The organism is Pseudomonas sp. SLBN-26 (assembly GCF_006715895.1).
Lineage (GTDB): Bacteria > Pseudomonadota > Gammaproteobacteria > Pseudomonadales > Pseudomonadaceae > Metapseudomonas > Metapseudomonas otitidis.
The window spans coordinates 5,124,990-5,151,073 of sequence record NZ_VFOB01000001.1; the positions used below are offsets into that span (position 1 = coordinate 5,124,990).

The 26,084-nt window shown below is 69.2% G+C and carries 25 protein-coding genes; 15 read left to right on the plus strand and 10 right to left on the minus strand.

Features of this window, described 5'->3' with window-relative positions; translation table 11 throughout:
* The first annotated feature begins 168 nt into the window (after positions 1-168).
* The 10 genes from FBY21_RS23685 (at position 169) to argE (ending at position 7,224) form a co-directional block, all read left to right on the plus strand.
* On the plus strand, positions 169-465 hold the full coding sequence (locus FBY21_RS23685; protein WP_107331852.1) for a YceK/YidQ family lipoprotein: 297 nt from the start codon (positions 169-171) through the stop codon (positions 463-465).
* Positions 466-588: 123 nt separating this feature from the next.
* A complete protein-coding gene (locus FBY21_RS23690) occupies positions 589-1,413 on the plus strand; it encodes a class I SAM-dependent methyltransferase (RefSeq protein WP_044412882.1) in 825 nt (274 codons plus the stop codon).
* A gap of 160 nt (positions 1,414-1,573) precedes the next feature.
* Positions 1,574-2,008, plus strand: a complete 435-nt coding sequence (locus FBY21_RS23695) for a YeeE/YedE family protein (protein ID WP_142014118.1) — start codon at positions 1,574-1,576, stop codon at positions 2,006-2,008.
* Between the two features lies 1 nt (position 2,009).
* Complete coding sequence (locus FBY21_RS23700) at positions 2,010-2,429, plus strand: YeeE/YedE family protein (RefSeq protein ID WP_142014121.1); 420 nt, start codon at positions 2,010-2,012, stop codon at positions 2,427-2,429.
* A 12-nt stretch (positions 2,430-2,441) separates the two neighbouring features.
* Positions 2,442-2,630, plus strand: a complete 189-nt coding sequence (locus tag FBY21_RS23705; protein WP_074974007.1) for a DUF2892 domain-containing protein — start codon at positions 2,442-2,444, stop codon at positions 2,628-2,630.
* 64 nt (positions 2,631-2,694) lie between these two features.
* Positions 2,695-3,249 (plus strand): DUF3365 domain-containing protein, encoded by a 555-nt coding sequence (locus FBY21_RS23710; RefSeq protein WP_142014124.1) that lies wholly within the window; start codon positions 2,695-2,697, stop codon positions 3,247-3,249.
* 405 nt (positions 3,250-3,654) lie between these two features.
* On the plus strand, positions 3,655-4,929 hold the full coding sequence (locus FBY21_RS23715) for a flavin-containing monooxygenase (protein WP_142014127.1): 1,275 nt from the start codon (positions 3,655-3,657) through the stop codon (positions 4,927-4,929).
* Positions 4,930-4,958: 29 nt separating this feature from the next.
* Positions 4,959-5,387: a RidA family protein gene (locus tag FBY21_RS23720; protein ID WP_044412869.1), complete on the plus strand. Its 429-nt coding sequence runs from the start codon at positions 4,959-4,961 to the stop codon at positions 5,385-5,387.
* Between the two features lie 9 nt (positions 5,388-5,396).
* Entirely contained in the window at positions 5,397-6,074 is a 678-nt protein-coding gene (locus FBY21_RS23725; RefSeq protein WP_074974011.1) for a DUF1028 domain-containing protein, read from the plus strand.
* Positions 6,067-7,224, plus strand: coding sequence for an acetylornithine deacetylase (argE, locus tag FBY21_RS23730; protein ID WP_142014131.1), 1,158 nt, complete (start codon positions 6,067-6,069; stop codon positions 7,222-7,224). Before FBY21_RS23725 ends, argE begins: the two co-directional genes overlap by 8 nt.
* Before the next feature lie 12 nt (positions 7,225-7,236).
* Here the strand turns inward: argE and FBY21_RS23735 are convergent, their stop codons facing one another.
* The 8 genes from FBY21_RS23735 to FBY21_RS23770 form a co-directional block, all read right to left on the minus strand.
* A complete protein-coding gene (locus FBY21_RS23735) occupies positions 7,237-8,163 on the minus strand; it encodes an ABC transporter permease (protein WP_142014133.1) in 927 nt (308 codons plus the stop codon).
* 50 nt (positions 8,164-8,213) lie between these two features.
* On the minus strand, positions 8,214-9,317 hold the full coding sequence (locus tag FBY21_RS23740) for an ABC transporter permease (RefSeq protein ID WP_044412857.1): 1,104 nt from the start codon (positions 9,315-9,317) through the stop codon (positions 8,214-8,216).
* A gap of 12 nt (positions 9,318-9,329) precedes the next feature.
* Positions 9,330-10,862, minus strand: a complete 1,533-nt coding sequence (locus tag FBY21_RS23745) for an ABC transporter ATP-binding protein (protein WP_044412854.1) — start codon at positions 10,860-10,862, stop codon at positions 9,330-9,332.
* 844 nt (positions 10,863-11,706) lie between these two features.
* Positions 11,707-12,540, minus strand: coding sequence for a nucleoside-binding protein (locus FBY21_RS23750; RefSeq protein ID WP_142014135.1), 834 nt, complete (start codon positions 12,538-12,540; stop codon positions 11,707-11,709).
* 900 nt (positions 12,541-13,440) lie between these two features.
* Positions 13,441-14,376: a LysR family transcriptional regulator gene (locus FBY21_RS23755; RefSeq protein ID WP_142014138.1), complete on the minus strand. Its 936-nt coding sequence runs from the start codon at positions 14,374-14,376 to the stop codon at positions 13,441-13,443.
* Entirely contained in the window at positions 14,373-14,972 is a 600-nt protein-coding gene (locus FBY21_RS23760; protein WP_142014141.1) for an IMPACT family protein, read from the minus strand. Before FBY21_RS23760 ends, FBY21_RS23755 begins: the two co-directional genes overlap by 4 nt.
* Positions 14,972-15,640 carry a TetR/AcrR family transcriptional regulator gene (locus FBY21_RS23765; protein ID WP_044412842.1) on the minus strand — a complete coding sequence of 223 codons (669 nt, stop codon included), beginning with the start codon at positions 15,638-15,640 and terminating at the stop codon, positions 14,972-14,974. The genes FBY21_RS23760 and FBY21_RS23765 overlap by 1 nt, the downstream gene beginning before the upstream one ends.
* Positions 15,641-15,777: 137 nt before the next feature.
* Positions 15,778-16,173, minus strand: coding sequence for a hypothetical protein (locus tag FBY21_RS23770; protein ID WP_142014144.1), 396 nt, complete (start codon positions 16,171-16,173; stop codon positions 15,778-15,780).
* 467 nt (positions 16,174-16,640) lie between these two features.
* Between FBY21_RS23770 and FBY21_RS23775 the strand changes: the two genes are divergently transcribed.
* Positions 16,641-16,907, plus strand: a complete 267-nt coding sequence (locus FBY21_RS23775) for a type B 50S ribosomal protein L31 (protein WP_074974029.1) — start codon at positions 16,641-16,643, stop codon at positions 16,905-16,907.
* Here the strand turns inward: FBY21_RS23775 and FBY21_RS23780 are convergent.
* On the minus strand, positions 16,898-17,833 hold the full coding sequence (locus tag FBY21_RS23780; RefSeq protein ID WP_044412836.1) for a LysR family transcriptional regulator: 936 nt from the start codon (positions 17,831-17,833) through the stop codon (positions 16,898-16,900). The genes FBY21_RS23775 and FBY21_RS23780 overlap by 10 nt on opposite strands.
* Before the next feature lie 261 nt (positions 17,834-18,094).
* Between FBY21_RS23780 and FBY21_RS23785 the strand changes: the two genes are divergently transcribed.
* The 4 genes from FBY21_RS23785 to FBY21_RS23800 all read left to right on the plus strand — a co-directional run bounded on the left by FBY21_RS23785 (position 18,095) and on the right by FBY21_RS23800 (position 23,694).
* Positions 18,095-19,597 (plus strand): aldehyde dehydrogenase, encoded by a 1,503-nt coding sequence (locus tag FBY21_RS23785; protein WP_142014147.1) that lies wholly within the window; start codon positions 18,095-18,097, stop codon positions 19,595-19,597.
* Positions 19,598-19,719: 122 nt separating this feature from the next.
* Positions 19,720-20,766 (plus strand): ABC transporter substrate-binding protein, encoded by a 1,047-nt coding sequence (locus FBY21_RS23790; protein ID WP_107331348.1) that lies wholly within the window; start codon positions 19,720-19,722, stop codon positions 20,764-20,766.
* 104 nt (positions 20,767-20,870) lie between these two features.
* Complete coding sequence (locus tag FBY21_RS23795) at positions 20,871-22,256, plus strand: APC family permease (RefSeq protein ID WP_139233724.1); 1,386 nt, start codon at positions 20,871-20,873, stop codon at positions 22,254-22,256.
* A 55-nt stretch (positions 22,257-22,311) separates the two neighbouring features.
* Positions 22,312-23,694 (plus strand): aspartate aminotransferase family protein, encoded by a 1,383-nt coding sequence (locus FBY21_RS23800; RefSeq protein ID WP_044412827.1) that lies wholly within the window; start codon positions 22,312-22,314, stop codon positions 23,692-23,694.
* Positions 23,695-24,102: 408 nt separating this feature from the next.
* Here FBY21_RS23800 and FBY21_RS23805 read toward each other — a convergent pair whose 3' ends face one another.
* Positions 24,103-25,347 carry an acyl-CoA dehydrogenase family protein gene (locus FBY21_RS23805; protein ID WP_142014149.1) on the minus strand — a complete coding sequence of 415 codons (1,245 nt, stop codon included), beginning with the start codon at positions 25,345-25,347 and terminating at the stop codon, positions 24,103-24,105.
* Between the last annotated feature and the right edge of the window lie 737 nt (positions 25,348-26,084).

Genomic DNA, 26,084 nt, shown 5'->3' on the forward strand with positions numbered 1-26,084 from the left:
AGTGCAAGCTTAGCCAGTTCTCGCGCATGTCAAGGTTGGCGAGGGCTGCAGCCGAGGTCGGGATGATCGCCGGCACGCCTGGCGTGTCGAGATGTCGCAGCCGTTCACGGACCGCGGAGACGCCGATGGGGTAGGCTGCACCCCCATCCACCCCTGGCGTGACGGACCATGCGAACCCTCATCACCGCACTCACCTGCCTGGCCCTGAGCGGCTGCGGCACCTTGCTCGGCCGCGCCGACGACCACACCCCGAGCGGGCTGATCGGCCACGACTACTACAAGGGCGTGAAGGCCGACGTCATGCTGCTCAGCTTCGACCTGTACCCCGGCTACGGGGCTTATGCCTCGCTGTTTTGCTGGCTCAGCGTGGTCTGCCCGGTGGCCACCGTCGTCTCCATGCCGGTGGATGCCACCGTGGACACCGTGCTGCTGCCCTGGGACGCCTACTCGGCCTCGCACTTCTAGCCTTACAGCGCGCACGCCATCGGTCGGCGGCTTAATCCGACAGTACCCACCGTCGCCAGTATCTGGACGGAGGCGCCCCCGAGGCGCAGCATCGACGGCCTTCACGGACGACAGGAAGACCCCATGAACGGATACCTGGACCTCAATCGCGCCAACTGGGATGACCGCGCCCCCCTGCACGCCGCCTCGGCGGACTACCAGGTGGAGCGCTTCGTCAGAGACCCCGGCCACCTCTCCGACGTGGTGCGCTTCGACCAGCCGCGCCTCGGCGACATCGTCGGCCTGCGCGGCGTGCACCTGCAGTGCCACATCGGCACCGACACCCTTTCCCTGGCGCGCCTCGGCGCCCGCATGACCGGCCTCGACTTCTCCCCCGCGTCCCTTGAGCAGGCCCGCGAATTGGCGCGGCGCTGCGATGCCCCGCTGGAGTTCGTCGAGGCCGAGGTCTGTGCCGCCGACCAGGCACTGCCGCGCGCCAGCTTCGACTTCGTCTACACCGGCATCGGCGCCCTCTGCTGGCTGCCCAGCATCCGCGACTGGGCGCGTACCGTTGCGGCCCTGCTCAAGCCCGGCGGCTGGCTGTTCATCCGCGACGGGCACCCCATGTTATGGACCGTGAACGAGGAGCGTACCGACGGCCTGGTGATCGAATACCCCTACTTCGAACGGCCCGAACCGATGATCTGGGACGACGCCAGCAGCTACGTCGAGACCGACCGCCCCCTCACCGCCACCCGTACCCACGAGTGGAACCACGGCCTCGGCGAGATCATCACCGCGCTGCTGGAGAACGGCATGACCCTCACCGGGCTGGAAGAACACCGCAGCCTGCCCTGGGAGGCCCTGCCCGGGCGCATGCACCGCGTCAGCGGCGGCGAATGGCGCCTCAGCGAAGCCCCCGACCGCCTGCCCCTCAGCTACACCCTTCAGGCCGTCAAGCGCGGCTGAACCTGCCTCGGGAGCCCTCCGGGGCTCCGCCTTTCTCCTTGACCGTTCATCCGCTGCGGCGAAATGGCCGCTTGCCGGCACGTTTGCGCTGTAGCTAAATACCCCTATGGGTATATTGGCGGGCGGAAACGCCGCGCCCGATGGTCAACGAGGAGACCCCATGCACATCGACTGGATGGCCTTCACCCCCGGCTCCGCCTTGGCCGGCGGCGTGCTGATCGGCCTGGCGGCGGGCGCCTTCGCCGCCTTCAACGGGCGCATCGCCGGCATCAGCGGCCTGCTGGGCGCGCTGCTGCAACCGGGCAGCGAGGGGCGGGGCGAGAAGGCCCTGTTCCTCCTCGGCCTACTGCTCGCCCCGCTGCTCTGGGGGCTGCTGGGCCACTGGCCGCAACCGCAATTCCACACCGGCGTCCTCGGCTTGGTGGCGGCCGGCCTGCTGGTGGGGCTGGGCACCCGCTATGGCGCCGGCTGCACCAGCGGCCACGGCGTCTGCGGTCTGTCGCGGCTGTCACCGCGCTCGCTGGTAGCGGTGGCCTGCTTCATGGCCAGCGGCTTTGCCAGCGTCTTCGTCATCCGCCATCTGCTGGGAGCCTGACATGAGCCGACTCAGCGCATTCCTCGCCGGGCTGGTATTCGGCCTCGGCCTGCTGCTGGCCGGCATGGCCGATCCGGCCAAGGTCCTCGGCTTCCTCGATCTGGCCGGCGCCTGGGACCCGTCCCTGGCCCTGGTGATGGCCGGCGCCATCGGCGCCGCCCTGCTGCCCATGGCCTGGGCCCGGCGCCACGACCGCTCGCTGCTGGGCGAGCCCATGCGCTTGCCCGAGCGCCGCGACCTCGACCGCCGCCTGATCGGCGGCAGCCTGCTGTTCGGCATCGGCTGGGGCATCGCCGGCATCTGCCCCGGCCCGGCGGTGGCGCTGCTGCTGACCGGCCACTGGCAGGTGCTGCTGTTCGTTGCCGCCATGCTCGCTGGCATGGCGCTGTTCACCGTGCTGGATCGCCCGCGCGGCCACTGAAGGAGACCCGCCATGACTGCCAACGTTGGAACCCTCGACCGCACCCTGCGCCTCATCGTCGGCCTGCTGCTGATCGCCCTCGCGGTGTTCGGCGTGATCGGCGCCTGGGGGTATATCGGCATCGTCCCGCTGCTCACCGGGCTGTTCCGTTTCTGCCCGGCCTACCCGCTGCTGGGCATCAACACCTGCACGCGCCGCTGAGCGGTTGCGTCCTTTCACCACCGCCGCGAAGGATCGCCGTTGCGACGCGGCCAAGGAGTTCGTCATGCGTTACCCCCTGCTCGCCGCCTGCCTGGGGCTGTGCGTCAGCGCCCAGGCCGAGAGCCTCGACGCCCGCATTGCCGAAGGCGCCGCGTTGATCCCGGCCTTCCAGAAGCACCTGCTGGAGACCGTCCAGGGCGCCATGCGCCAGGGTGGCCCGGCCCAGGCCGTGGCGGCCTGCCAGACCCTCGCCCCCGGCATTGCCGAGGCCCACGGGCAGGACGACTGGCGCGTCGGCCGCACCGCCCTCAAGGTGCGCAACCCGGCCAACGCCCCGGATACCTGGGAGCGCCAGGTGCTGGAGGACTTCGCCCGCCGCGCCCAGGCCGGCGAACCCCTGGCCGGCATGCAGCGCGCCGAAGTGGTCGACGGCGAAGTGCGGGTGATGAAACCCATCGCCACCGGCGCGCCGTGCCTCGCCTGCCACGGCCCCCAGGTCGAGCCGCAGCTGGCCCGCCTGATCCGCGAGCGCTACCCCGACGACCAGGCCACCGGCTTCCGCGAAGGCGAACTGCGCGGCGCCTTCACCCTGCGCCGCCCCGTCGCCGACGAAGGTTGACCCGCCCGCTCCGTGCCCCGCCCCGATGGGCTTCGCACAGCGCAGCCCATCCCACCGCCGCTCCGTGCCTCACCCGTAGGATGCGGTGAGCTACGCGAACCGCATCAAGCACGCCTCGCGCCGCCGCTCCCAACCCCGCGCCGTTGCCGAGTTTTTTCATGGGCAGCGAGCATATTTTTAATAATTTTCCTGGCCTGGAAGCTGGCGCACCATCTGCCCGACCCGAACGAAAGCCAGACCGCACAGACGGTCGAGCCGGGGTGCAGCGTGCGTGATTCCAGCCTCCAACGGCCTCGTGCCCGCCTGCCCGGTTCATCCCTCTGCGCCTTGTCCGTCGTTCTCCGCCGGCCCTGAGCGGCCTGCAATTCCAAGAGCCGAAAACCGCCCAGCAGAAGGACACCGACCATGACCGTTGGACAGACTGAAATCGATACCCTGATCGTCGGCGCGGGCCAGGCCGGCATCGCCATGAGCGAGCACCTGACCCGGCTCGGCGTGCCCCACCTGGTGCTGGAGCGCGACCGCATCGCCGAACGCTGGCGCTCCCAGCGCTGGGATTCCCTGGTGGCCAACGGCCCGGTCTGGCACGACCGCTTCCCCGGTATGGAATTCGAGGGCATGTCCCCCGACGCCTTCGCTTCCAAGGAGCAGGTGGCGGACTACTTCGAAGCCTACGTGCAGCGCTTCGAAGTGCCGGTGCGCACCGGCGTCGAAGTCACCCGCGTGGTGCGCAACGTCGGCCAGCCGGGGTTCCGCGTGGAGACCTCCGACGGCGTGATCCAGGCCCGTCATGTCGTCGCCGCTACCGGCCCCTTCCAGCGCCCGGTGATCCCCGCCATCGCCCCGCGCAGCGAGACCCTGGTGCAGCTGCACTCCGCTGACTACCGCAACCCCGGCCAACTGCCCGCAGGCGCCGTGCTGGTGGTGGGCGCCGGCTCCTCCGGCGTGCAGATCGCCGATGAACTGCAACGCGCCGGCAAGCAGGTCTACCTCTCCGTCGGTGCCCACGACCGCCCGCCACGCAGCTACCGCGGCCGCGATTTCTGCTGGTGGCTGGGGGTGCTCGGCGAGTGGGACCAGCAGGCCATGAAGCCCGGCCGCGAGCACGTCACCATCGCCGTCAGCGGCGCCCGTGGCGGCCACACCGTGGACTTCCGCGCCCTCGCCGAACAGGGCATCACCCTGGTGGGGCTGACCCAGGCCTTCGACGGCGGCAGCGTGCGCTTCGCCAACGACCTGGCCGACAACCTCGCCCGGGGCGACGAGAACTACCTGTCCCTGCTGGATGCCGCCGATGCCTACATCGAGCGCAACGGCCTGGACCTGCCGGCCGAGCCCGAAGCCCGCCGCATGCGCCCCGACCCGGCCTGCGTGCGCGAGCCGATCCTCGAACTGGACCTGGCCGCCGCCGGCATCGGCGCCATCATCTGGGCCACCGGCTTCGCCACCGACTACAGCTGGCTGCAGGTGGACGCCTTCGACGCCCAGGGCAAGCCCCGCCACCAGCGCGGCGTGTCCAGCGAACCGGGGGTCTACTTCCTCGGCCTGCCGTGGCTGTCGCGCCGGGGCTCCTCCTTCATCTGGGGTGTCTGGCACGACGCCAAGCACGTGGCCGACCAGATCGCCACCCAGCGCAAGTACCTCGCCTACCACGACGCCGCCCAGCGCCGTCAGGGCTGAGCCCCGAACCCGACGCCAAGGACACCGCCATGCCGACCCATACCCGCATCCGCATGTTCAACACCCGCGACACCTACCCCAACCAGACCCTGGACAACGACCTCTGCCAGGCCGTGCGCGCCGGCAACACCGTCTACGTGCGCGGCCAGGTGGGCACCGATTTCGACGGCAACCTGGTGGGCCTGGGCGACCCCCGGGCCCAGGCCGAGCAGGCCATGAAGAACGTCAAGCAACTGCTCGAAGAGGCCGGCAGCGACCTCTCCCACATCGTCAAGACCACCACCTACCTGATCGACCCGCGCTACCGCGAGCCGGTCTACCAGGAGGTGGGCAAGTGGCTCAAGGGCGTGTTCCCCATCTCCACCGGCCTGGTGGTCTCGGCCCTCGGCCAGCCCCAGTGGCTGATGGAGATCGACGTGATCGCCGTGATCCCCGATGACTGGCAGGCCACCCGCTAAGGAGCTCCCATGACCTTTTCCATCGTCGGCCGTTGCGCGGAAACCGGGCAGCTGGGCATCGCCATCAGTTCCTCCAGCATCGCCGTCGGCGCGCGCTGCCCCTGGGTGCGTGCCGGGGTGGGGGCGGTGGCCACGCAGAACGTCACCCTGCCGGCCCTGGGGCCGCAGATCCTCGACCTGCTGGACGCCCAGCACCTCACGCCCCAGGCCGCCCTCGACCGGGCCCTGGGCGCCAACGGCTGGAGCCAGTACCGCCAGGTGACGGTCATCGACGGCCAGGGCCGCACCGCGCTGTTCAGCGGCAGCGAAGCCCTCGGCGTGCACAACGCCGTGGCCGGCGAGCAGTGCGTGGCCGCCGGCAACCTGCTGTCCGACCCGGCGGTGATCGACGCCATGGTGCGCGCCTTCGAAACCTCCGAAGGGCAACTGGCCGAGCGCCTGCTCAGCGCCATGCAGGCGGCCATGGCCGCCGGGGGCGAAGCCGGCCCGGTGCACTCGGCAGCGCTCAAGGTGATGGGTGACCTCACCTGGCCCATCGTCGACCTGCGGGTGGACTGGGCCGAGCACGACCCCATCGGCGTGCTCGCCGGGCTCTGGCAGGCCTATGCCCCGCAGCAGCAGGATTACATCACCCGCGCCCTGGACCCGACGGCGGCGCCCAGCTACGGAGTGCCCGGGGATGAGTGACGCCACCAGCCTCGACCTGCTGGAGCGGCTGGTGGCCTTCCCCACCGTCAGCCGCGACTCCAACCTGGCGCTGATCGGCTTCATCCGCGACTACCTCGCCGGCCACGGCGTGGCCAGCGAGCTGTTCCTCAATGCCGAGGGCACCAAGGCCAACCTCTTCGCCACCCTCGGCCCCACCGACCGGGGCGGGGTGGTGCTGTCCGGGCACACCGACGTGGTCCCGGTGGACGGCCAGGCCTGGACCCGCGACCCGTTCCGCCTCAGCGAAAGCGAGGGCCGCCTCTACGGGCGCGGCACCGCCGACATGAAGGGCTTCATCGCCTCGGTGCTGGCCGCCGTGCCGGCCTTCCTCGCCCAGCCGCTGCGCCTGCCGGTGCACCTGGCGTTCTCCTACGACGAGGAAGTGGGCTGCCTGGGCGTGCGCTCCCTGCTCGACGCCCTCGCCCAGCGGCCCAACCGGCCGCGCCTGTGCCTGATCGGCGAGCCCACCGAACTGCGCCCGGTGCTCGGCCACAAGGGCAAGCTGGCCATGCGCTGCCAGGTGCATGGCGCCGCCTGCCATTCCGCCTACGCGCCACAGGGGGTCAATGCCATCGAATACGCCGCGCGGCTGATCGGCCACCTGGGCGAGATCGGCGAGGAGCTGGCCCGCCCCGAGCACCACGACCCGCGTTTCGACCCGCCGTATTCCACCGTGCAGACCGGGCTGATCGAGGGCGGCCGGGCGCTGAACATCGTCCCCGCCGAATGCCGCTTCGACTTCGAGGTGCGCGCCCTGCCGGGCTTCGATGCCCAGCAGGTGGCGACGCGCCTGGACCGTTACGCCCAGGCCGAGCTGGTGCCGCGCATGCAGACCGTGCAGCCGGGCACCGGCATCCGCTTCGAGCCCCTGGGCAGCTACCCGGGCCTGGCCACCGATGCCGCCAGCGAGGCGGCCGAACTGGTGGCGCTGATCAGCGGCTCGCGGGACTTCGGCACCGTGGCCTTCGGCACCGAAGGCGGGCTGTTCCACGAGGCCGGCATCCCCACCGTGGTCTGCGGCCCCGGCAGCATGGACCAGGGCCACAAGCCCGACGAGTTCGTCACCCTCGCCCAGCTGGAGGCCTGCGACGCCATGCTGCTGCGCCTGGCCGAGTACCTGCGGGCCTGAACCACCGCGCCCTCAGTGCCCGCCCTTCCAGGGCTGGCCGAGGGACACGGGGGCAAACAGGCGGGTGCGCACCGCATCGCGGGAGAGCAGCACCAGCACCAGGATGGTCGCCACGTAGGGCAGCATCGCCAGCAGGTTGGCCGGGATGGCGAGCCCCACGCCCTGGGCCACCAGGTGGAGGATGCTCGCTAGGCCGAACAGGTAGGCGCCCAGCAGCACGCGGAACACCCGCCAGCTGGCGAACACCACCAGCGCCAGGGCGATCCAGCCGCGCCCGGCGGTCATGTTCTCCGCCCACATCGGCGTGTACGCCAGGGACAGGTAGGCCCCGGCCATGCCCGCCATCGCCCCGCCGAACAGCACCGCCAGGGTGCGCACCCGCAGCACCGGCAGGCCCATGGCGCTGGCCGCGTCGGGGTTCTCGCCCACCGCCTGCAGCACCAGGCCGATGCGGCTCTTCAACAGGGCCCAGGCGATCAGCGCGAACAGCGCGAAGGACAGGTAGATCATCAGGTCCTGGCTGAACAGCACCTTGCCCAGCACCGGCAGCGCACCCAGCAGCGGGATCGCCACCGGCTCGAAGCCTGCCAGCGGCTTGCCCACCCAGGCCGCGCCGACGAAGGACGACAGGCCGATGCCGAAGATGGTCAGCGCCAGCCCGGTGGCCACCTGGTTGGCGTTGCAGCCCAGCGCCACCAGGGCGAACAGCGCCGACAGCAGCACCCCGGCGGCCATCGCCGCCAGCACCCCGAGCCAGAGGCTGCCGGTGCCGATGGCGGCGATGAAGCCCACCACCGCGCCGAACAGCATCATTCCCTCCTGGCCGAGGTTGAGCACGCCGCTCTTTTCACACACCAGCTCGCCCAAAGCCACCAGCAGCAGCGGCGTGCCGCAGCGGACCATGGCGAAGAGGATGTTGGTCAGCAGATCGAGATCCATGGGTCAGAAGCCTCGGGCGGCGAGCCGCGCGTCAGGAAGAGGGGAGAGGGTCATGCCAGGGCCCCGCGTGCGCGGGCCGTCGTGCGCAGCGTCCAGCGGGCCGCCAGGCGCGGGCGGTAGAGGATCAGCACGTCACAGGCGAGCAGGAAGAACAGCATCATTCCCTGGAACAGCTGGGTGATGGACTGCGGCAGGTTCAGGGCCATCTGCGCGTTCTCGCCGCCCAGGTAGAGCAGCGCCATCAGCAGGCCGGCGGCGAGGATGCCGAACGGGTTCAGGCGACCGAGGAAGGCCACGGTGATGGCGGCGTAGCCGTAGCCCGGCGACACCTGCGGCACCAGCTGGCCGATGGGCCCGGTGACCTCGCCGACCCCGGCCAGGCCCGCCAGGCCGCCGCTGAGCAGCAGCACCAGCCACACCAGGCGCCGCTCGCGGAAGCCGACGAAGCCGGCGGCGCGCTTGTCCAGGCCCAGCACCTTGATCTGGAAGCCGAGGAAGCTCCTGTGCAGCAGCACCCACACCGCCACCAGCGCCAGCAGGGCGAAGTACAGGCCGATGTGAAGGCGCAGGTCCTCGAACACCGGCGGCAGGCGGGTGGCGTCGCCGAACATGGCCGACTCGGGGAAGTTGAAGCCGCCCGGGTCCTTCAGCGGACCGTGCACCGCGTACAGCAGCAGGTTCAGCGCCACGTAGTTGAGCATGATGGTGGTGAGGATCTCGTTGGCGTTGAAGCGCGTGCGCAGCCAGGCCGCCAGCGCGCCCCAGGCGGCCCCGGCGAGGGTGCCGGCGGCCAGCACCAGCACCAGCGCCCAGCGGCTCTCCCAGTCGATGACGTGGACCGCCAGCGCACTGCCGGCCAGGGCACCGACCAGCAACTGGCCCTCGGCGCCGATGTTCCACACCCGCGCCTGGTAGGCCACGGCCAGGCCCAGGGCGCAGAGCAGGATGGGCAGCGCCTTCACCAGCAGCTCGGAGACGCCGTAGAGGTCGCTCACCGGGGCGATCAGCAGGGTGTGCAGGGTTTCCAGCGGGTCCTTGCCCAGGGCCAGGAACAGCAGCGAGCCGCAGGCCAGGGTCAGCAGGCCGGCCAGCACCGGGGAGAGCACCAGCATCGCTCGCGAGGGCTGGGTGCGGGGAACGAGGGATAACAGCATGGGGGCTCCGGGTCAGGCGGCTTGGGGCGAATCGAAGCGGCCGGCCATCCAGCGGCCGACCTCCTGGGCGGTGGTGTCCGGCACCGGCTTGAGCGCCGACAGCTCGCCGCTGCACAGCGCACCGATGCGGTCGCTGATCTGGAACAGCTCGTCCAGGTCCTCGGAGATCACCAGGATCGCCGCGCCGGCATCCCGCAGCGCGATCAGCGCGCGGTGGATGGCCGCCGCCGCGCCCACGTCCACGCCCCAGGTGGGGTGCGCGGCCACCAGCAGCCTGGGTTGCTGGAGGATCTCGCGGCCGAGGATGAACTTCTGCAGGTTGCCGCCGGAGAGGCTGCGGGCGGCGGTGTGGGCGTCCGGGGTCTTCACCGCGAAGCGGCGGATCACCTCCTCGGCGAAGGCCAGCACCCGGCCCCGGCGCACCAGGCCGTGGCGCAGCAGGCCCTGGCGCGAGGCGGTGAGCAGCGCGTTGTCCGCCAGGGACAGCTCCGGCACCGCGCCGTGCCCCAGGCGCTCGGCGGGCACGAAGGCCAGGCCCCGGGCGCGCCGCGCATCCGGCGGCAACTGGCCCACCGCCTGCCCGGCGAAACGCACCGCCGCCGCCTTGGCCGGCGGCAGCCGGGCCTCACCGGAGAGCAGCGCCAGCAGCTCGTCCTGGCCGTTGCCGGCCACCCCGGCGATGCCGACGATCTCGCCGCTGCGCACCTCCAGGCCGATGGCTTTCAGGGACACGCCGAACGGGTCGGGGTTGTGCCAGTCGAGGCCCTCCAGGTGCAGGAAGGGCGCGCCGCCGCTGACCTTGGGGTACTGCGCCACCAGTCCTTCGGCATCGCCCACCATCAGCCGCGCCAGCTCCAGGTCGCTGCACGCGGCCGGGATGCACTGGCCGGAGACACGGCCGCCGCGCAGCACCGTGGCGCTGTGGCAGAGCGCCCGCACCTCGGCCAGCTTGTGGCTGATGAAGAGGATGCTGCAGCCCTCGGCCGCCAGCCGGCGCAGGGTGACGAACAGCTCCTCGGCCTCCTGCGGGGTCAGCACCGAGGTGGGTTCGTCGAGGATCAGCAGGCGGATGTCCTGCATCAGGCAGCGGACGATCTCTACCCGCTGGCGCTCGCCGATGGACAGCGCATGCACCAGCCGCCCCGGTTCCAGGGCCATGCCATAGCGCTGCGACACCTCGCGGATGCGCGCCTCCAGCTGCCTGGGCGTGCCCGCCTCGCGGCCCAGCGCCAGGGCGATGTTCTCGGCCACGGTGAGGGTCTCGAACAGCGAGAAGTGCTGGAACACCATGCCGATGCCCAGGGCGCGGGCTTGGGCCGGGTCGCGCACCCGCCGCGTCTCGCCCTGCCAGCGGATCTCGCCGGCATCGGGCTGCACCACGCCGTAGATGATCTTCATCAGCGTGCTCTTGCCGGCACCGTTCTCGCCCAGCAGGGCATGGATCTCCCCGGGGGCGATGGCCAGGTCGACACGGTCGTTGGCCAGGCAGCCGGGGTAGCGCTTGGTGATGCCCAGGAGTTCCAGGCGGGGAGGGGAGGCGGTCATGGGGCTTCACTCGATCAATCAGCTGGCCCAGCCAAAGCAAAAAGCTGGCCACCGGGTCAGAAAGCGCGCGGGCCTTGGGACAGCGAGACGACAGGGGGCCAGGGCCGCGCGGAGGCTGCACGCAAATGGGGCGTGGACGGTGGGTTGGCGCACCGTTGTGGCGGTTTTTCGATCAGGGCGGCGCAGGCCTTGGCGCAGCAGGGCTGGCGCGGTTATTCCCAAGGTTATCCACAGGTCTGTCCACGGTTATTGTGGGCGAGCACGGGGCACCTCGACGGGATGCTGGCGCGGTGCCTTATTTCCCAGCGAAATTAATCCATGCCTGTCAAGCCCTTGCGTGCGCCATTTGGGCGCAGGGCAGGGTGGTCGTTATTTGATCAGCTCGCGGCAGGCACCACGGCACGCAGCCCGGCGCCACCTTTGCAAAGGTTATCCACAGGCTTGTCCCCGGCTTTTGTGGGCGGTTCCGGACCACCGGAAGTGACAGGGCGGCACCCGTAGCCTGGGCTTCAGCCCAGGGGTGGGCTGGCGAGGGATCTCCAGGTTGAAGCGCAGGGCTGGGTGTGTGGAATCCCCGGACTGAAGTCCGGGCTACGGCCTATGCCACGGCGAGAGGAAGGCACCCGTAGCCTGGGCTTCAGCCCAGGGATGGGCTGGCGAGGGATTCTCAAGTTGAAGCTCAAGGCCGGGTGCGTGGAATCCCCGGACTGAAGTCCGGGCTACAGTCCGGGCTACACCCCGTGCCACTACGTTGCGGAGGGCACCCGTAGCCCGGGCTTCAGCCCGGGGCATGGCCGGCGAAGGCGCTCCGGGTTGAAGCCCGAACCACGGGGCCGGGTTGGGCTCAGAAGCTGAGTTCGAGGTTGAGGGTCGGGGTTGAGGTGCGGCTGCCGCGCCCGCCGTCCACGCCGAACTTGTTGTGCCAGTACTCGTAGCCGACGCCGAACCACAGGTTGGGCTGCACCCGGTCGCCCGGGCGGGCGGCCACCATCAGGGCGGTGCGCATGAGGGTTTCCGGGGCGGTGTCGCGGTTGTTGTAGTCCTCGCCCTTCTCCCCGATGTGGTTGACGAAGCCCTGGAACTTGGCCGCGTGGTCGCCCACCTTGAACGGCCGCAGCCAGGTCAGGTTGAGGTTGTAGGTGCCGTCGAAGGTGAGGTTCTCGTGGCGCACGCCGGGGATGCCGCTGTGGTTGCGCTCGCGGTAGTAGAGCAGGCTCAGGTCGAGCACGCCGACGGTGTTGAACTTGAGGGTCGGGCCGAACACCAGGGCGCGCTTCTTGGCCGAGGCGCGGTTGTTGTTGCGGCTGGCGTCGAAGCCGGCGGTGAAGGCGTAGTCCTTGATCAGGCCGGTGCCCAGGGGCTGGTCGAACACCCGCGAGGCGAACAGCTGGTGGCGGTAGGTGGCGTAGACCTCGCTGCCGCCGTCGTCGGTGCCCTTGCGCGGGTCGCGGTTGTCGGAGAGGAACACGTCGAGGTTGAAGAAGTTGCTGCCGTACTGGTAGCCGCTGGCGTGGGTGAAGCTGTAGATGCGCTTGGCGAACTTGTCCGGGTTGTTGGGGTTGGTGAACTGCTGGCCATAACGGAAGCCCAGGCTGTTGTTCATCCATTCCAGTGCGCTGGCCTCCCCGGCCATGACGAAGGCCAGTGCCAACGACGCTCCCTGCAGTGCTTTTTTCATTGTTGTGGCTCCTGTGGAGTGGGGTATCGACAGTTCGGTACGGACACCGAGCGACGCAGTATCGGCACAAGCCCGGTGTGCGCCAAAGAACAGTATTTCGCTCGGGCTGATGCCGGAACGGCAGCGCTGAATTGACCTGGAAGTCAGTATTTTCGCGGCCTCCAGCCCGGCGGGCGTTCCGCGCGCTCAAGGGCGCAGGCTGGCGTGAAGGGCAGAAATCGAGCGGGTAGGCAGAGGGCATGGGCTGACGCCGAAAGCCGGCGCCGGCACCAGTGCTAGAAGCAATCTTTACGATGGAAAGCGGCCAGGGCGGTAGGCTCTAGATCACAACAAGGCTGTTGTCTTTGGAGTTGCTAAGGTACCCATGCATTAAATCCGACCGGCTTGGGACACTCTTCCTTTCCCCAAGTAGCTTGGAAAAGCGAGAACGTTACTTTTGCAGTTTTCGGTGTGATTAGAGTGGCGTCGACATAGTCCAGAATCCTGTGTGTATATTCCTCGCCTTGAGCGGTAACTATCAAAAAATTACCGCCAGATTTCCTTTCCCAGCAGCCATATGTAGATGTGCCATTGGACTTGAGTACGTAGGACTTCATCCGGTTGGCGTTTGCGAGGGGGAGTTCGCATGAACGCTCTGGAAAAAGAGTTATTGAGGGAGAATCGACAGGGAATATATCCCCAGAGCATCGATGGCCTTTTTCTGCACTCACAAGAATTTTTTCACCACTGGCGCACCCATAAAGTGAAATTGAAACCAAGCAGATAAATATCTTTTTCGAAAACATAACGACTGCTTCTCTTACGTAGGTTGGAGCGTTTGCGAATGGCTTATTGGGCAAGCCCGAGAGCTTATCTCAGGGGCAGAAAACGCTTCGGTGAATTCGATCGCTTAGTGAAGCCTCAGAGCCGCGGCGGTTCCTCGCCCTCGCGGCGGGCGATCTCCTCGGCCATCAGCCGGGCGAAGGCGTCCACCGCCACCGGCAGGTGACGCCCGGCGCGCATGTACAGGCCGAGGTCGCTGTGCAGGCCGCCCTGGTCAGTCAGCGGCAGGTGCAGCAGCTCGCCGCTGGCGAGGTCGGCCTCCAGGCCGATGCGGGTCTGGAAGGCGATGCCCAGGCCGCGCCTGACCATCTGCCGGGCCAGCTCCAGGGAGCTGCTTTCCAGCACCGGCAGGCCGGGCTGGCGCAGGCGGCGGAACAGCGGGCCGATCTGGTGGTGCAGGGACAGCTCGCGCTTGGCGAGGATCAGCCCGTGCTCGGCGCAGGCGGCGAAGGCCACCTCCTGGCGCTGGGCCAGGGGATGGCCGGCGGGGACGATGGCCCCCAGGCGGAAGTGCCCCAGGCACAGCTGCTGCAGCTCGGCGCTGCGTTGCAGGCCGAAGGCCAGGCCCAGGTCGGCGTCGCCGCTGAGCACCGCCTCGGGGATGGCCTGGGAGCCGAGGGTGGTGACGCCCACGGTGATGCGCGGATAGCGCGTGTGCATGGCGTCGAGCACGCGGGGCAGCAGGTCGAGGGTGACGCCTTCGACGGTGGCGATCTCCACGTGGCCGGTGCTCAGGCCCTGCATGGCGTCCAGTTCCGAGCGCACCCGCTCCAGGTCCTGCAGCACCACGGTGACGTGGCGCGACAGGGTCTCGCCGGCCGGGGTCAGGCGCAGGCCGCCGGGCAGGCGCTCGAACAGCGGCGTGCCCAGTTCGTCCTCCAGCTTGAGGATCTGCCGGTTCACCGCCGACGAGGCGACGTTGAGCCGGCGCGCCGCCTCGCGGATGGAGTGGCAGCGCCGGACCATGTCGAAGTAGAGGATGGCCGGGGAGTGGATGCGCAGGCGGCCGCTCACGGCGCCACCGCCTCCACCGGTTGCAGCTGGCTGCGGCCCCGGCTGAGGTCGGCCAGCACCTGCTGCAGGGCCGCCTGGCGTTCCGCCGGCAGGGCCAGCTCCAGCCAGGCGCCCTCGGCGTCGTAGGCCTCGTCTTCCAACCGCGCCTGGTGCTCGGCCAGGCGCGCCTTGAACGGGGCCAGCTCGGCGAAGGCCACGTGCCCGCGCAGGCGCTGCAGGGCCAGCAGCTCGGTGCGTTCGCCGCCCTGCAGGCACTTCGCGGCGCTGCCGCCGTAGGCCCGCGCCAAGCCGCCGGTGCCGAGCTGGATGCCGCCGTACCAGCGGATCACCAGCACCGCCACGCGGTCCATGTCCTGGCCCTCGATGGCGGCGAGCATCGGCCGCCCGGCGGTGCCACCGGGTTCGCCGTCGTCGCTGAAGCGGTACTGCGCGCCCACCTTCCAGGCCCAGCAGTTGTGGCTGGCGGCGGGGTCGCTGTGGGTGGCGATGAAGGCCTGGGCCTCTGCCGCGCTGGTGACCGGCGCGGCCAGGGCGATGAAGCGGCTCTTGCGGATTTCCTCGCGGTACTCGCTGGGCCCGGCCAGGGTGAAGGGCATCAGGCGCTGGCCGGCGGCGTCAGGCCGCAGCCCTTGAGGATGATGTGGGTGAGGGTCTGGGCGGCGACTTCGTAGTCGTCCTTGGTCAGGCGCTTGCGGCCGCTGACGCGGCAGATCTGCGAGCCGAAGTCGGCGTAGTGCTGGGTGCTGCCCCAGAGCAGGAAGATCAGGTGCATCGGGTCCACCGGGTCCAGCTTGCCGGCGGCCACCCAGGCCTCGAACACGGCGGCGCGGCCGCGGAACCAGTCGCGGTAGTCCTGGTTGAAATGCTTGTCGAGGCAGCTGCCGCCGCTGATCACTTCCATGGCGAAGATCTTCGAGGCCAATGGGTAGCGGCGGGAGAACTCCAGCTTGGCGCGGATGTAGCGGGCCAGTGCTTCGGCCGGGTCGTCCTCGGCGGTGAGGGTGTTGAAGGTGCTGTCCCACAGCTCGAGGATGTTGCTCAGCACCGCCACGTAGAGCCCCAGCTTGTTGCTGAAGTAGTAGTGCAGGTTGGCCTTGGGCAGGTCGGCGCGCAGCGCGATGGCGTTCATGCTGGTGCCTTTGAAACCGTGCTTGGCGAACTCCTCCTCGGCGGCGGCGAGGATGATCTCTTCGTTCTTCTGGCGGATGCGGCCGGCGGGTTTGCCGGTGGCGGCGGGGCTGTGGGCGGGAACCAGGACAGTCATGGTGTTTCCAGGGAATTCAGGGGCGGGCGAATGCACTGATACCGCAAGCGCGGGCCCGCCGACAAGCCGCACGACGGGATCGGTGCCGGTTTTGTCGCCGCTGCACCGGCTCGGTGCGCAATGGTCCCGCCCGGAGGTCAGTCGCAGCCCTTCAAGCGGTTGCAGGAGAGCCGTATGCGGTCGCCGGCGGAGGTGGAGAGGCGGTTCAGCACGTTCCAGCCCATGCGCCGGCCAAAGCCGAACCACACGGTGCCGTCGCTGCTGATGCCGCTGAGCAGCAGCAGGCGGCCGAAGCGTGTGCTGGTCTGGGCCCAGCCGAGGCCGGTCAGGCCGTCGTGACCGCGCAGGTAGAGGTCGTTGCCCTGGATGGCCATGCCGTAGAAGCCGCCCTGGCCGTCGTTGCAGTGCATCAGGGTGGCGCTGCGGGTGCAGTGGGGGAGGGGACCCAGGGGGATGGGGAGGGCGGCTTGGGACAGGGGCGGCAGCAGGAGGAGGGGGAGGGTGGTCAGGAGGGCGAGACGCGGGATGTTCATGGATAGAGCGTTCCCGGGGGTTGAGTGAGCGCGGAGCCAGGTTGGTTATCGAGTTCTGTCGATGTTTTCTGTTTCGCCCCGCCGGGCGAGTCACTTTTCTCAATCGTCGGAATGCCGCCCACAGAAAAGTAACCAAAAGGGCTCGCCCCTGCATCCGGGTCCCGCTTCGCGGGACTCCCCTCGCTCCATCGTTGCTTCGGGGGCCGGCGCGATGGGCCATCCGTGGCCTGGCGCGCCTCTCGCGGCATCCATGCCGCTCGTCCCCCTGCGCAACGACTGCGCTCGGCCTCCTGAAGGGGCGCTGCCCCGCTCCAACGCTTGAGCCAGATGTCGTTTCGGGATGCGCACTGGGGTCTTACTTCTGAGAGAAGCTGACGAGTGGGTTATGGCTAGCACCGCGAGATATTGAAAATCATTCTCGACAAGCGCAGGATGCGTAACTTTATAACATTTGCATCGGAGGCTCCATGAAACCCGGCATTCACCCCGACTACCGGCCCGTGCTGTTCCACGACACCTCGGCCAATGCGTTCTTCCTGATCGGTTCCACCGTGGAAACCGACCGCACCTACGTGCACAGCGATGGCCAGACCTACCCCTACGTGGCATTGGACGTGTCCAGCGCGTCGCACCCGGTCTACACCGGCCAGCAGCGCCAGGTGGCGGCGGAGGGGCGCATTGCCCACTTCAACAAGCGCTTCGCTGCTTTCGGTGGGCGCGGGACTCAGGGCTGAGGCGTGGCCTCGCGGGCCTGGGCCAGTTGGCCCAGGCGCTCGCGGCAGAAGTCCACGAACAGCTGGGCCGGCTTGGTCAGCTGGGCGCGCTTGAGGCGCGCGGCCACCAGGCCGGAGGTGGCCACCGGTTCGGTGATGTCCACGCACACCACCCGCTGGCCGTCGTAGGTGCACTCGGAATGGGGGCGGGTGACCAGCAGGGAGAAGCCGAAGCCCTGGCCCACCATGCCGCGCACCATCTCGATGGAGGGCGAGCTGAAGACGATGTTGGGCGTCAGCCCCAGCTCGTGGAACAGGCTGACGAAGTAGGTGCGGCTCGGCTGCACGTCCAGCAGGATCATCGGCTCCAGGCACAGGTCGCGCAGCGACACCTGGGCCTGGCGGGCGAAGCGGTGGTGTTCCGGCAGAAGCGCATAGGGCTTCTGCGGGGCCATCAGCGGCTCGGTGGCGATGGTGCTGTCCAGCTCGTGGTCGTAGAGGAAGGCCAGGTCGAAGGTGCCGGCGGTCAGCCCCTGCACCAGCTCCTGCTGCTCGCCGTCGCGGATGCGGATGTCCACCCCCGGGTACAGCGCGCGGAACCCCGCGATCAGTTGCGGCAGGTAGAGCGGCGCCACCGTCTCGAAGCAGCCGATGTCGATCTGCCCGGCGACGATGTCGTTGTCCGCCAGGGCGTTCTGCTCGAACTCCCGCGCCACCCGCAACAGCTCCAGGGCCTTCTCGTAGAAGCGCGTGCCGCTGGGGGTCAGCGACACGCCCTGGGCGTGGTGGCGGATGAACAGCTGCACGCCGAAGCTCTCCTCCAGCCCCTTGATGGCCGTGGAGATGGACGGCTGGGCGATGTAGAGCTTGCGGGACGCCTCGGCCACGCTGCCGGATTCCACCGTGGTCACGAAGTACCTCAGTTGCCGCAGGGTGTAGGTCGCCATGGGACTCCTCCTCGTTTCAACAGCCTGATCTCAGCAGCCCGGTCTCGACGGCCTGTGCCACCTGTGCCGGCCGCGCCTCGCCCGTGGAGCGGAAGGCCAGCACCATACCCCAGGCCGCAGCGGGTGGGCCGATCGGCTGGTGAGCTTTTTCATGGCTAGCGAGCATATTTTTAATAATTTTCCTCATGCCCCCGCTGGCGCACCATCTGCCCCGACCCGAACGACAACCAGACCGCGAAGACGGTCGACAGGGGGTGCAGCGTGTACGACCTCGGCTATTGGCAGCAGCGAGCCGCCCGGCAATCCATCATCGACAAGGCCCTGATCGGCGGCCGCCTGGTGAGTGCCGCTTCCGGCGCCACCTTCGATTCCATCAACCCCGCGACCAACCAGCTGCTGGCCCGCGTCGCCGCCTGCGACACGGCGGACGTCGACCTCGCCGTGCGCAGCGCCCGCCAGGCCTTCGAGCATGGCCCCTGGGCACGCATGGCGCCGGCCGAGCGCAAGAAGATCCTGCTGCGCCTCGCCGAGCTGATGCTGGCCCACCGCGAGGAGCTGGCCCTGCTGGACTCGCTGGACATGGGCAAGCCGGTGATGGACGCCTACACCATCGACGTGCCCGGCGCCGCCAACGTCTTCGCCTGGTACGCCGAATCCCTCGACAAGCTCTACGACCAGGTGGCGCCCACCGCGCCCAACGCCCTGGCCACCATCACCCGCGAAGCGCTGGGCGTGGTCGCCGCTGTGGTGCCCTGGAACTTCCCCCTCGACATGGCCGCCTGGAAGCTGGCCCCGGCCCTGGCCGCCGGCAACAGCGTGGTGCTCAAGCCTGCCGAACAGTCCCCCGCCTCGGCCCTGCGCCTGGGCGAGCTGGCCCTGGAGGCGGGCATCCCCGAAGGCGTGCTGAACGTGGTGCCCGGCCTCGGCGAGCAGGCCGGCCGCGCCCTGGGCCTGCACCCGGACGTGGACTGCCTGGTGTTCACCGGCTCCACCCAGGTGGGCAAGTACTTCATGGGCTATTCGGCCCAGTCCAACCTCAAGCAGGTCTGGCTGGAGTGCGGTGGCAAGAGCCCCAACCTGGTGTTCGACGACTGCCGCGACCTCGACCTCGCCGCCGAGAAGGCCGCCTTCGGCATCTTCTTCAACCAGGGCGAAGTGTGCTCGGCCAACTCGCGCCTCTACGTGCAGCGCAGCATCCGCGACGAGTTCATCGAACGCCTGCTGGCCAAGGCCCGCGACTGGATGCCCGGCGACCCGCTGGACCCGGCCAGCCGCGCCGGCGCCATCGTCGACAGCAGCCAGACCCGCCGCATCCTGGGCTTCATCGAGCAGGCCCAGGGCCAGGGCGCCCGGCTGCTCGCCGGTGGCCGGCAACTGACCTTCAACGGCTCCAGCAACTTCATCGAACCGACCCTGTTCGCCGACGTCGGCCCCGACACCGTCCTCGCCCGCGAGGAAGTCTTCGGCCCGGTGCTGGCCATCAGCACCTTCGACCACGAAGACGAAGCCATCCGCCTGGCCAACGACAGCGTCTACGGCCTCGCCGCCTCGGTCTGGAGCGACGACCTGCACCGTGCCCACCGCGTGGCCCGCGCCCTCAAGGCCGGCACCGTGTCGGTGAACACCGTCGACGCCCTCGACGTCAGCGTGCCCTTCGGCGGTGGCCGCCAGTCCGGCTTCGGCCGTGACCTGTCGCTGCACGCCTTCGACAAGTACTGCCAGCTGAAGACCACCTGGTTCCAGCTGCGCCCCGGCCCCGCGTAGGCCCCGCCCGCGCGGGGACCAAGGTCGCCCCAGACGACCGGCCCCGATCCACCCCGCGTTCGCGCGGGGTCATGACTGCCTCCGTAACTGACAACAACCCAACAAGCAGTGAGGGAGTTCCCATGCGCATGTCCTTGCGTCGTACCGCTTTTGCCCTGAGCGCCCTGGCCGGCCTCAGCGGTTCCGTGCTGGCCGCCCCGGCCAGCCTCACCGTCATCTCCTTCGGCGGCGCCACCAAGGCCGCCCAGGACGCGGCCTACTTCCGCCCCTTCGAAGCCAGCGGCGCCGCGCGCGTGGTGGCCGGCGAATACAACGGCGAACTGTCCAAGGTGAAGGCCATGGTCGACATCGGCCAGGTCACCTGGGACGTGGTCGAAGTGGAGTCCCCCGAGCTGCTGCGCGGCTGCGAGGAAGGCCTGTTCGAGCGCCTCGACCCGGCGGTGATCGGCGATCCCGGCCAGTACATCCCCAACACCGTCAGCGAGTGCGGCGTGGCCAGCTACGTCTGGTCCATGGTGCTGGCCTACGACGCCAGCCGGCTGAGCAGCGCCCCCACCTCCTGGGCCGACTTCTGGGACCTGCAGCGCTTCCCCGGCAAGCGCGGCCTGCGCAAGGGTGCCAAGTACACCCTGGAAGCCGCGCTGCTGGCCGACGGCGTCAAGCCCGCCGACCTCTACCGCGTGCTGGAGACCCCCGAAGGCGTCGCCCGCGCCTTCCGCAAGCTCGACCAGATCAAGCCCAGCATCCAGTGGTGGGAAGCCGGCGCCCAGCCGCCGCAGTGGCTGGTGGCCGGCGACGTGGTGATGTCCGCCGCCTACAACGGGCGCATCGCCGCCGCCCAGCAGGAGGGCTCGAAGCTGTCCATCGTCTGGGCCGGCAACCTCTACGACCCGGACCACTGGGCCATCGTCCGCGGCAGCCCGAACAAGGCCGCTGCCGAACGCTTCATCGCCTTCGCCAGCCAGGCGCCGAACCAGCAGGCGTTCTCCACCCGCATCCCCTACGGGCCGGTGAACAAGGCCGCCCTGGATGCCCTGCCGGAGGCCACCCGCGCCCAGCTGCCCACCGCCCCGGCCAACCTGGCCGACGCCCAGCTGGTGAGCGCCGAGTTCTGGGTCAACCACGGCGAGGAGCTGGAGGAGCGCTTCAACGCCTGGGCCGCGCGCTGAGATCACAAGGGCGCGGCCGGCCCGCGCCCTGCATCACCGACCCGCCGGCCGGCGGGCGCATAACAACGACAAGATCGGAGGGTGTCATGAGTGCAAGTGTGTCCATGCCCGTGCAGGGGCAGGAGGAAGTCGGCGGGTTCCGCCGGGTGCTGGGGCTCGGCGCGTTGCTCGCCGTGGCCATCGGCCTGGTGGTGTCCCAGGGCGTGATGGTGCTGATGCTGCAAGGCGCCGGCCTCTCCGGCCTGGGCTTCCTGGTGCCGCTGGGGCTGGCCTGGCTGCTGGCGCTGAGCTACGCCTTCTCGTTCTCCGAACTGGCGCTGATGATCCCCCGCGCCGGCGGCCTGTCCAGCTACACCGAAGTGGCCCTGGGGCACTTCCCGGCCATCCTCGCCACCTTCTCCGGCTATGTGGTGGTGGCGATGTTCGCCCTCTCCGCCGAGCTGCTGCTGCTCGACCTGATCATCGGCAAGGTCTACCCCGACGTGTTCCCGCCCTTCAGCGTCGCCTTCGGCGTGCTCGGCCTGTTCACCGTGCTCAACCTCCTGGGCATCGACATCTTCGCCAGGCTGCAGACCGCCCTGGCAGTGGTGATGGTCATCGTCCTGCTGGTGCTGGGCATCGCCGCCATCGCCAAGGGCGCCCCGGGCACCACCGCCAGCAGCGTGCTGCACGGTGACTGGAACCCCATGGGCGCCGGCGTGCTGACCCTCACCGCCATGGCCGTGTGGGGCTTCGTCGGTGCCGAGTTCGTCTGCCCGCTGGTGGAGGAGACCAAGCGCCCCGAACGCAACATCCCGCGCTCGATGATCATCGGCCTCACCGTCATCTTCCTCACCATCGCCCTGTACTGCCTGGGCGCGCTGTTCATGCTGCCGGCCGAGGCGCTGACCACCGACGCCCTGCCGCACTACCTGTTCGCCACCACGGTGTTCGGCGAGTCCGGCGAAGTGTTCCTGGTGATCGCCGCCGTCACCGCCACCTGCAGCACCCTCAACACCTCGCTGGCGGCCATCCCGCGCATGCTCTACGGCATGGCCCAGAACGGCCAGGCGTTCCCGCAGTTCAAGCGGCTCAGCCCGCGTGCCCGCACCCCCTGGGTGGCAGTGCTGTTCGTCGCCGCCATCACCGGCCTGCCGATCCTCGCCATGGGCCAGGACGCCGCCTCCATCAACCTGCTGCTGCTGGCCGCCGCACTGGCCTGGCTGCTGGCGTACATCATCGTCCACCTCGACGTGATCGCCCTGCGCCGCCGCTACCCGGCCATCGCCCGGCCGTTCCGCACGCCGTTCTACCCGCTGCCGCAGCTGTTCGGCATCGGCGGCATGCTCTATGCAATCGCCTACGCCTCGCCGAGCCCGGACATGACCGGGAAGATCTTCGGCATCGCCGGCGTGGTGCTGGGCCTGGTGTCGCTGATCGCCGTGGCCTGGATCAAATGGGTGATGGGCAAGCCGCTGTTCCGCCCCGAGCCCCTGCCAGCCGCCCAGTGAGCCGCATCAACACGAACCCGCAACGCCCCCGCAAGGGGAGAAAGGAGACACCGACATGAACGCCCCATTCCAGGCCCAACGTGACACCCGCGACTACCAGGCGGCTGACGCGGCCCACCACATCCACGCCTTCCTCGACCAGAAGGCGCTCAACGCCGAAGGGCCGCGCGTGATCGTCGGCGGCGACCGCCTGCACCTCTGGGACAACGACGGCAAGCGCTACCTGGATGGCATGTCCGGTCTGTGGTGCACCAACCTCGGCTACGGCCGCAAGGACCTCGCCGCCGCCGCCTCGCAGCAGCTGGAGCAGCTGCCGTACTACAACATGTTCTTCCACACCACCCACCCGGCGGTGATCGAACTCTCCGAGCTGCTCTTCAGCCTGCTGCCCGGCCACTACAGCCACGCCGTCTACACCAACTCCGGCTCCGAGGCCAACGAGGTGCTGATCCGCACCGTGCGCCGCTACTGGCAGATCCTCGGCAAGCCCGAGAAGCGCATCATGATCGGCCGCTGGAACGGCTACCACGGCTCCACCCTCGGCTCCACCGCCCTCGGCGGCATGAAGTTCATGCACGAAATGGGCGGCATGCTGCCGGACTTCGAACACATCGACGAACCCTACTGGTACGCCCAGGGCGGCGACCTCAGCCCCGAGGAATTCGGCCTGCGCGCCGCCCGCCAGCTGGAAGAGAAGATCCTCGAACTGGGTGCCGACAAGGTTGCTGCCTTCGTCGCCGAACCCTTCCAGGGCGCCGGCGGCATGATCTTCCCGCCGGAGTCCTACTGGCCCGAGATCCAGCGCATCTGCCGGAAGTACGACGTGCTGCTGTGCGCCGATGAAGTGATCGGCGGCTTCGGCCGCACCGGCGAATGGTTCGCCCACCAGCACTTCGGCTTCCAGCCGGACACCCTCTCCATCGCCAAGGGCCTTACCAGCGGCTACATCCCCATGGGCGGCCTGGTACTGAGCAAGCGCATGGCCGAAGTCCTGGTGGAGCAGGGTGGCGTCTTCGCCCACGGCCTGACCTACTCTGGCCACCCGGTGGCCGCCGCCGTGGCCATCGCCAACCTCAAGGCCCTGCGTGACGAAGGGGTGGTCCGCCAGGTCAAGGCCGACACCGGCCCCTACCTGCAGCAGTGCCTGCGCGAAGTGTTCGGCAACCACCCGCTGGTGGGCGACATCCAGGGCACCGGCCTGGTGGCCGCGCTGCAGCTCGCCGAAGACAAGGCCACCCGCAAGCGCTTCGACAACGAGAACGACATCGCCTGGCGCTGCCGCACCCTCGGCTTCGAAGAAGGCGTGATCATCCGCTCCACCCTCGGCCGCATGATCATGGCCCCCGCCCTGGTGGCCACCCGCGCCGAACTGGACGAGCTGGTGGAAAAGACCCGCAAGGCCCTCGACCGCACCGCCCAGGAACTCGGCCGGCTCTGACACCGCCCCACCCAACGCCCCGGGGCACCACCCCGGGGCGTTTTCGTGCCTCGGCGCGATGCGCTCGTAGCCCGGGCAGATCCGTAGGATGCGGTGAGCTCGGCGAACCGCATCGGTTCCCACGCGGGAGCATTGCCTGCGTAGCGCGATGCGCTTCGTTCCTCAGCACATCCTACGAACCACGTGGCGATGCCCGCGTATTCCGGGCAGGCCCGTAGGATGCGGTGAGCTCGGCGAACCGCATCGGTTCCCGCACAGGAGCACGGCCTGCGTAGCGCGATGCGCTTCGTTCCTCAGCACATCCTACGGACCACGTGGCAACGCCCATGTAGCCTGAGCGGGTCTGTAGGATGCGGTGAGCTCAGCGAACCGCATCGTTCCTTGCGCGGGATCACTGCCCCGGCACGCTCACCCTTGGCGGCTGCCGCCGCCGATCTGCCACACATAGGGTGGTTCGGTGCCGTTGACGTGCCAGTCGCCGACGATGCGCTCCTTGTAGATCACCGGGTTGTGGGAGGCCGCCGTGCGGGCGTTGCGCCAGTGGCGGTCGAGCTGACGGCTGACGCTGGTGGCCGAGGCGCCGAGGGCGTTGAACAGGTCGCTGGTGGCGCGCAGCACCAGCTCCACAGCGGCCACCTGGGCCTGGGCCGACTCCAGTTCGGCATGCACGTTGGCCAGGCGCTCGGCCTCGTCGTCCCCGGCGAAGTGCGCCAGGTAGGCCCGCTGGGCGGCCTCGGCCGCGCGCAGGGTGGCCGCCTCGGCGGCGTAGACCTGGCCGGAGGCCTTGCCGATCACCTGCTGCACCTGCGGGTCCTCGCTCACCGCCGAGGCGTTGCCGTGGCTGAACACCCGGGTGCGGCGACTCACCTCGCCGGCGAAGTCCCGCAGGGCGCCACGCCCGGAACCGGCCAGCACCGCCAGCAGCACCAGCTGGTAGAACGCCGTCTGGTAGCGGAAGCGCTCGGCGAAGTCGATCAGGTTGGCTTCCTCCACCACCGCATCCTTGAACACCGAGGTGCCGCTGCCGGTGGTGCGCTGGCCGAAACCGTCCCAGTCATCCTGCTGCTGCACACCGGCCTGGTGGGTGCTGATGGCGGCGATCACGTCGCGGCCGTTGTCGTCGCGGCGGGCGAACAGGTCGATCCAGTCGGAGAACAGGCTGCCGGTGCTGTAGTACTTGGTGCCGTTGACCACCCACTGGTCGCCCTTGCGGCTGACCCGGGTGATCACGTCGCCGATCTTCACCGCACCCACCTCGGTCCAGGCGCAGCCCACCAGGTCACCGGCGACGAAGCGCTCGAACCACAGGGCCTGGGACGCATGAGCCTGGGCGTTGAGGCGGTCCTCGACGAAGGCGAAATGGCCACGCAGCGCCTGGGGCACGTTGGAGTCCGCCTCGGCCAGCTCGATCAGCAACTGGAACAGCTGTGGCAGCGAAGCCCCCGCACCGCCGAAGGCCACCGGGATGCGCACCGCGCCGAAGCCGGCCTCCTTCAGCCAGCGGATGGGTTCGTAGGGCAGGGTGCGCTCGCGCTCGCGGGCCACCGCGCCCTCGGCGATGCGCGCGAAGATCGGGCGGAAGCGCTGGGCCAGCGCCTCGTAGTCGGTACCGGTGGACAGGGCGGCGGGCAGGGTCTTTTGCTGGGCAGTCATGGAAGGGCTCCTGGATGCGAAAGGGACCGTAGCGGTCGTCCACCTCCCTTTTGCAGGGGCCGTGCCGCAGGCTCCAGAGCCCCATGCCCCGTGGCGTTCAGGGTGTTTTCCACAGCCTCGACGAGGCGCCGGGCCTGTTGCCGGCAGGGCAGGCTGCTGATCGGCTGTTCCGGGGCGGACAGGGGGCCTACGACTTTGGTCCAGTGCTTCAGAGCCGCTTAAGAAATCCGTGCTATCAGAGCGCGCAGATGCGCACGATCGCCTTCAAGGGAGCTGACGGGCGGCCGATAGCCTGGGACCCGATGGTGCGGATGTCCGGCGTGGCCGACTTCGTGCCTTGCAGTGGGGGGATGCCCCCCGACGCCGTTTTCTCCCTGTCAGGTAAGAAATACGAAATGAACCACGAGAAGTTGCCGGCCGCGTCCCTCAAGCGGCTGTTGCTGTCCCTGGGGACAGTGGTCGCCCTGGTGCTGGTGCTGGGCAATGTCGCGCTCTGGGTGGGCACCCGCCTGCTCAACGAGGCCGACGCCGAGCAACTGCGCCTGCAACAGGCCACCCTGGTCTTCAAGGACGTGCGCTACCACGTGGTGCAGATCCAGCAGTTCCTCACCGACGCCGCTGTGGTGGGCTCAGACGACCACAGCGAAGCCGCCGCCCAACGCCAGGCCGCCCACGACAACCTGCGCACGCTGCTGACGTTCGAGCCCAGCCTGCGCAGCCAGGTGGACCTGGCCCAC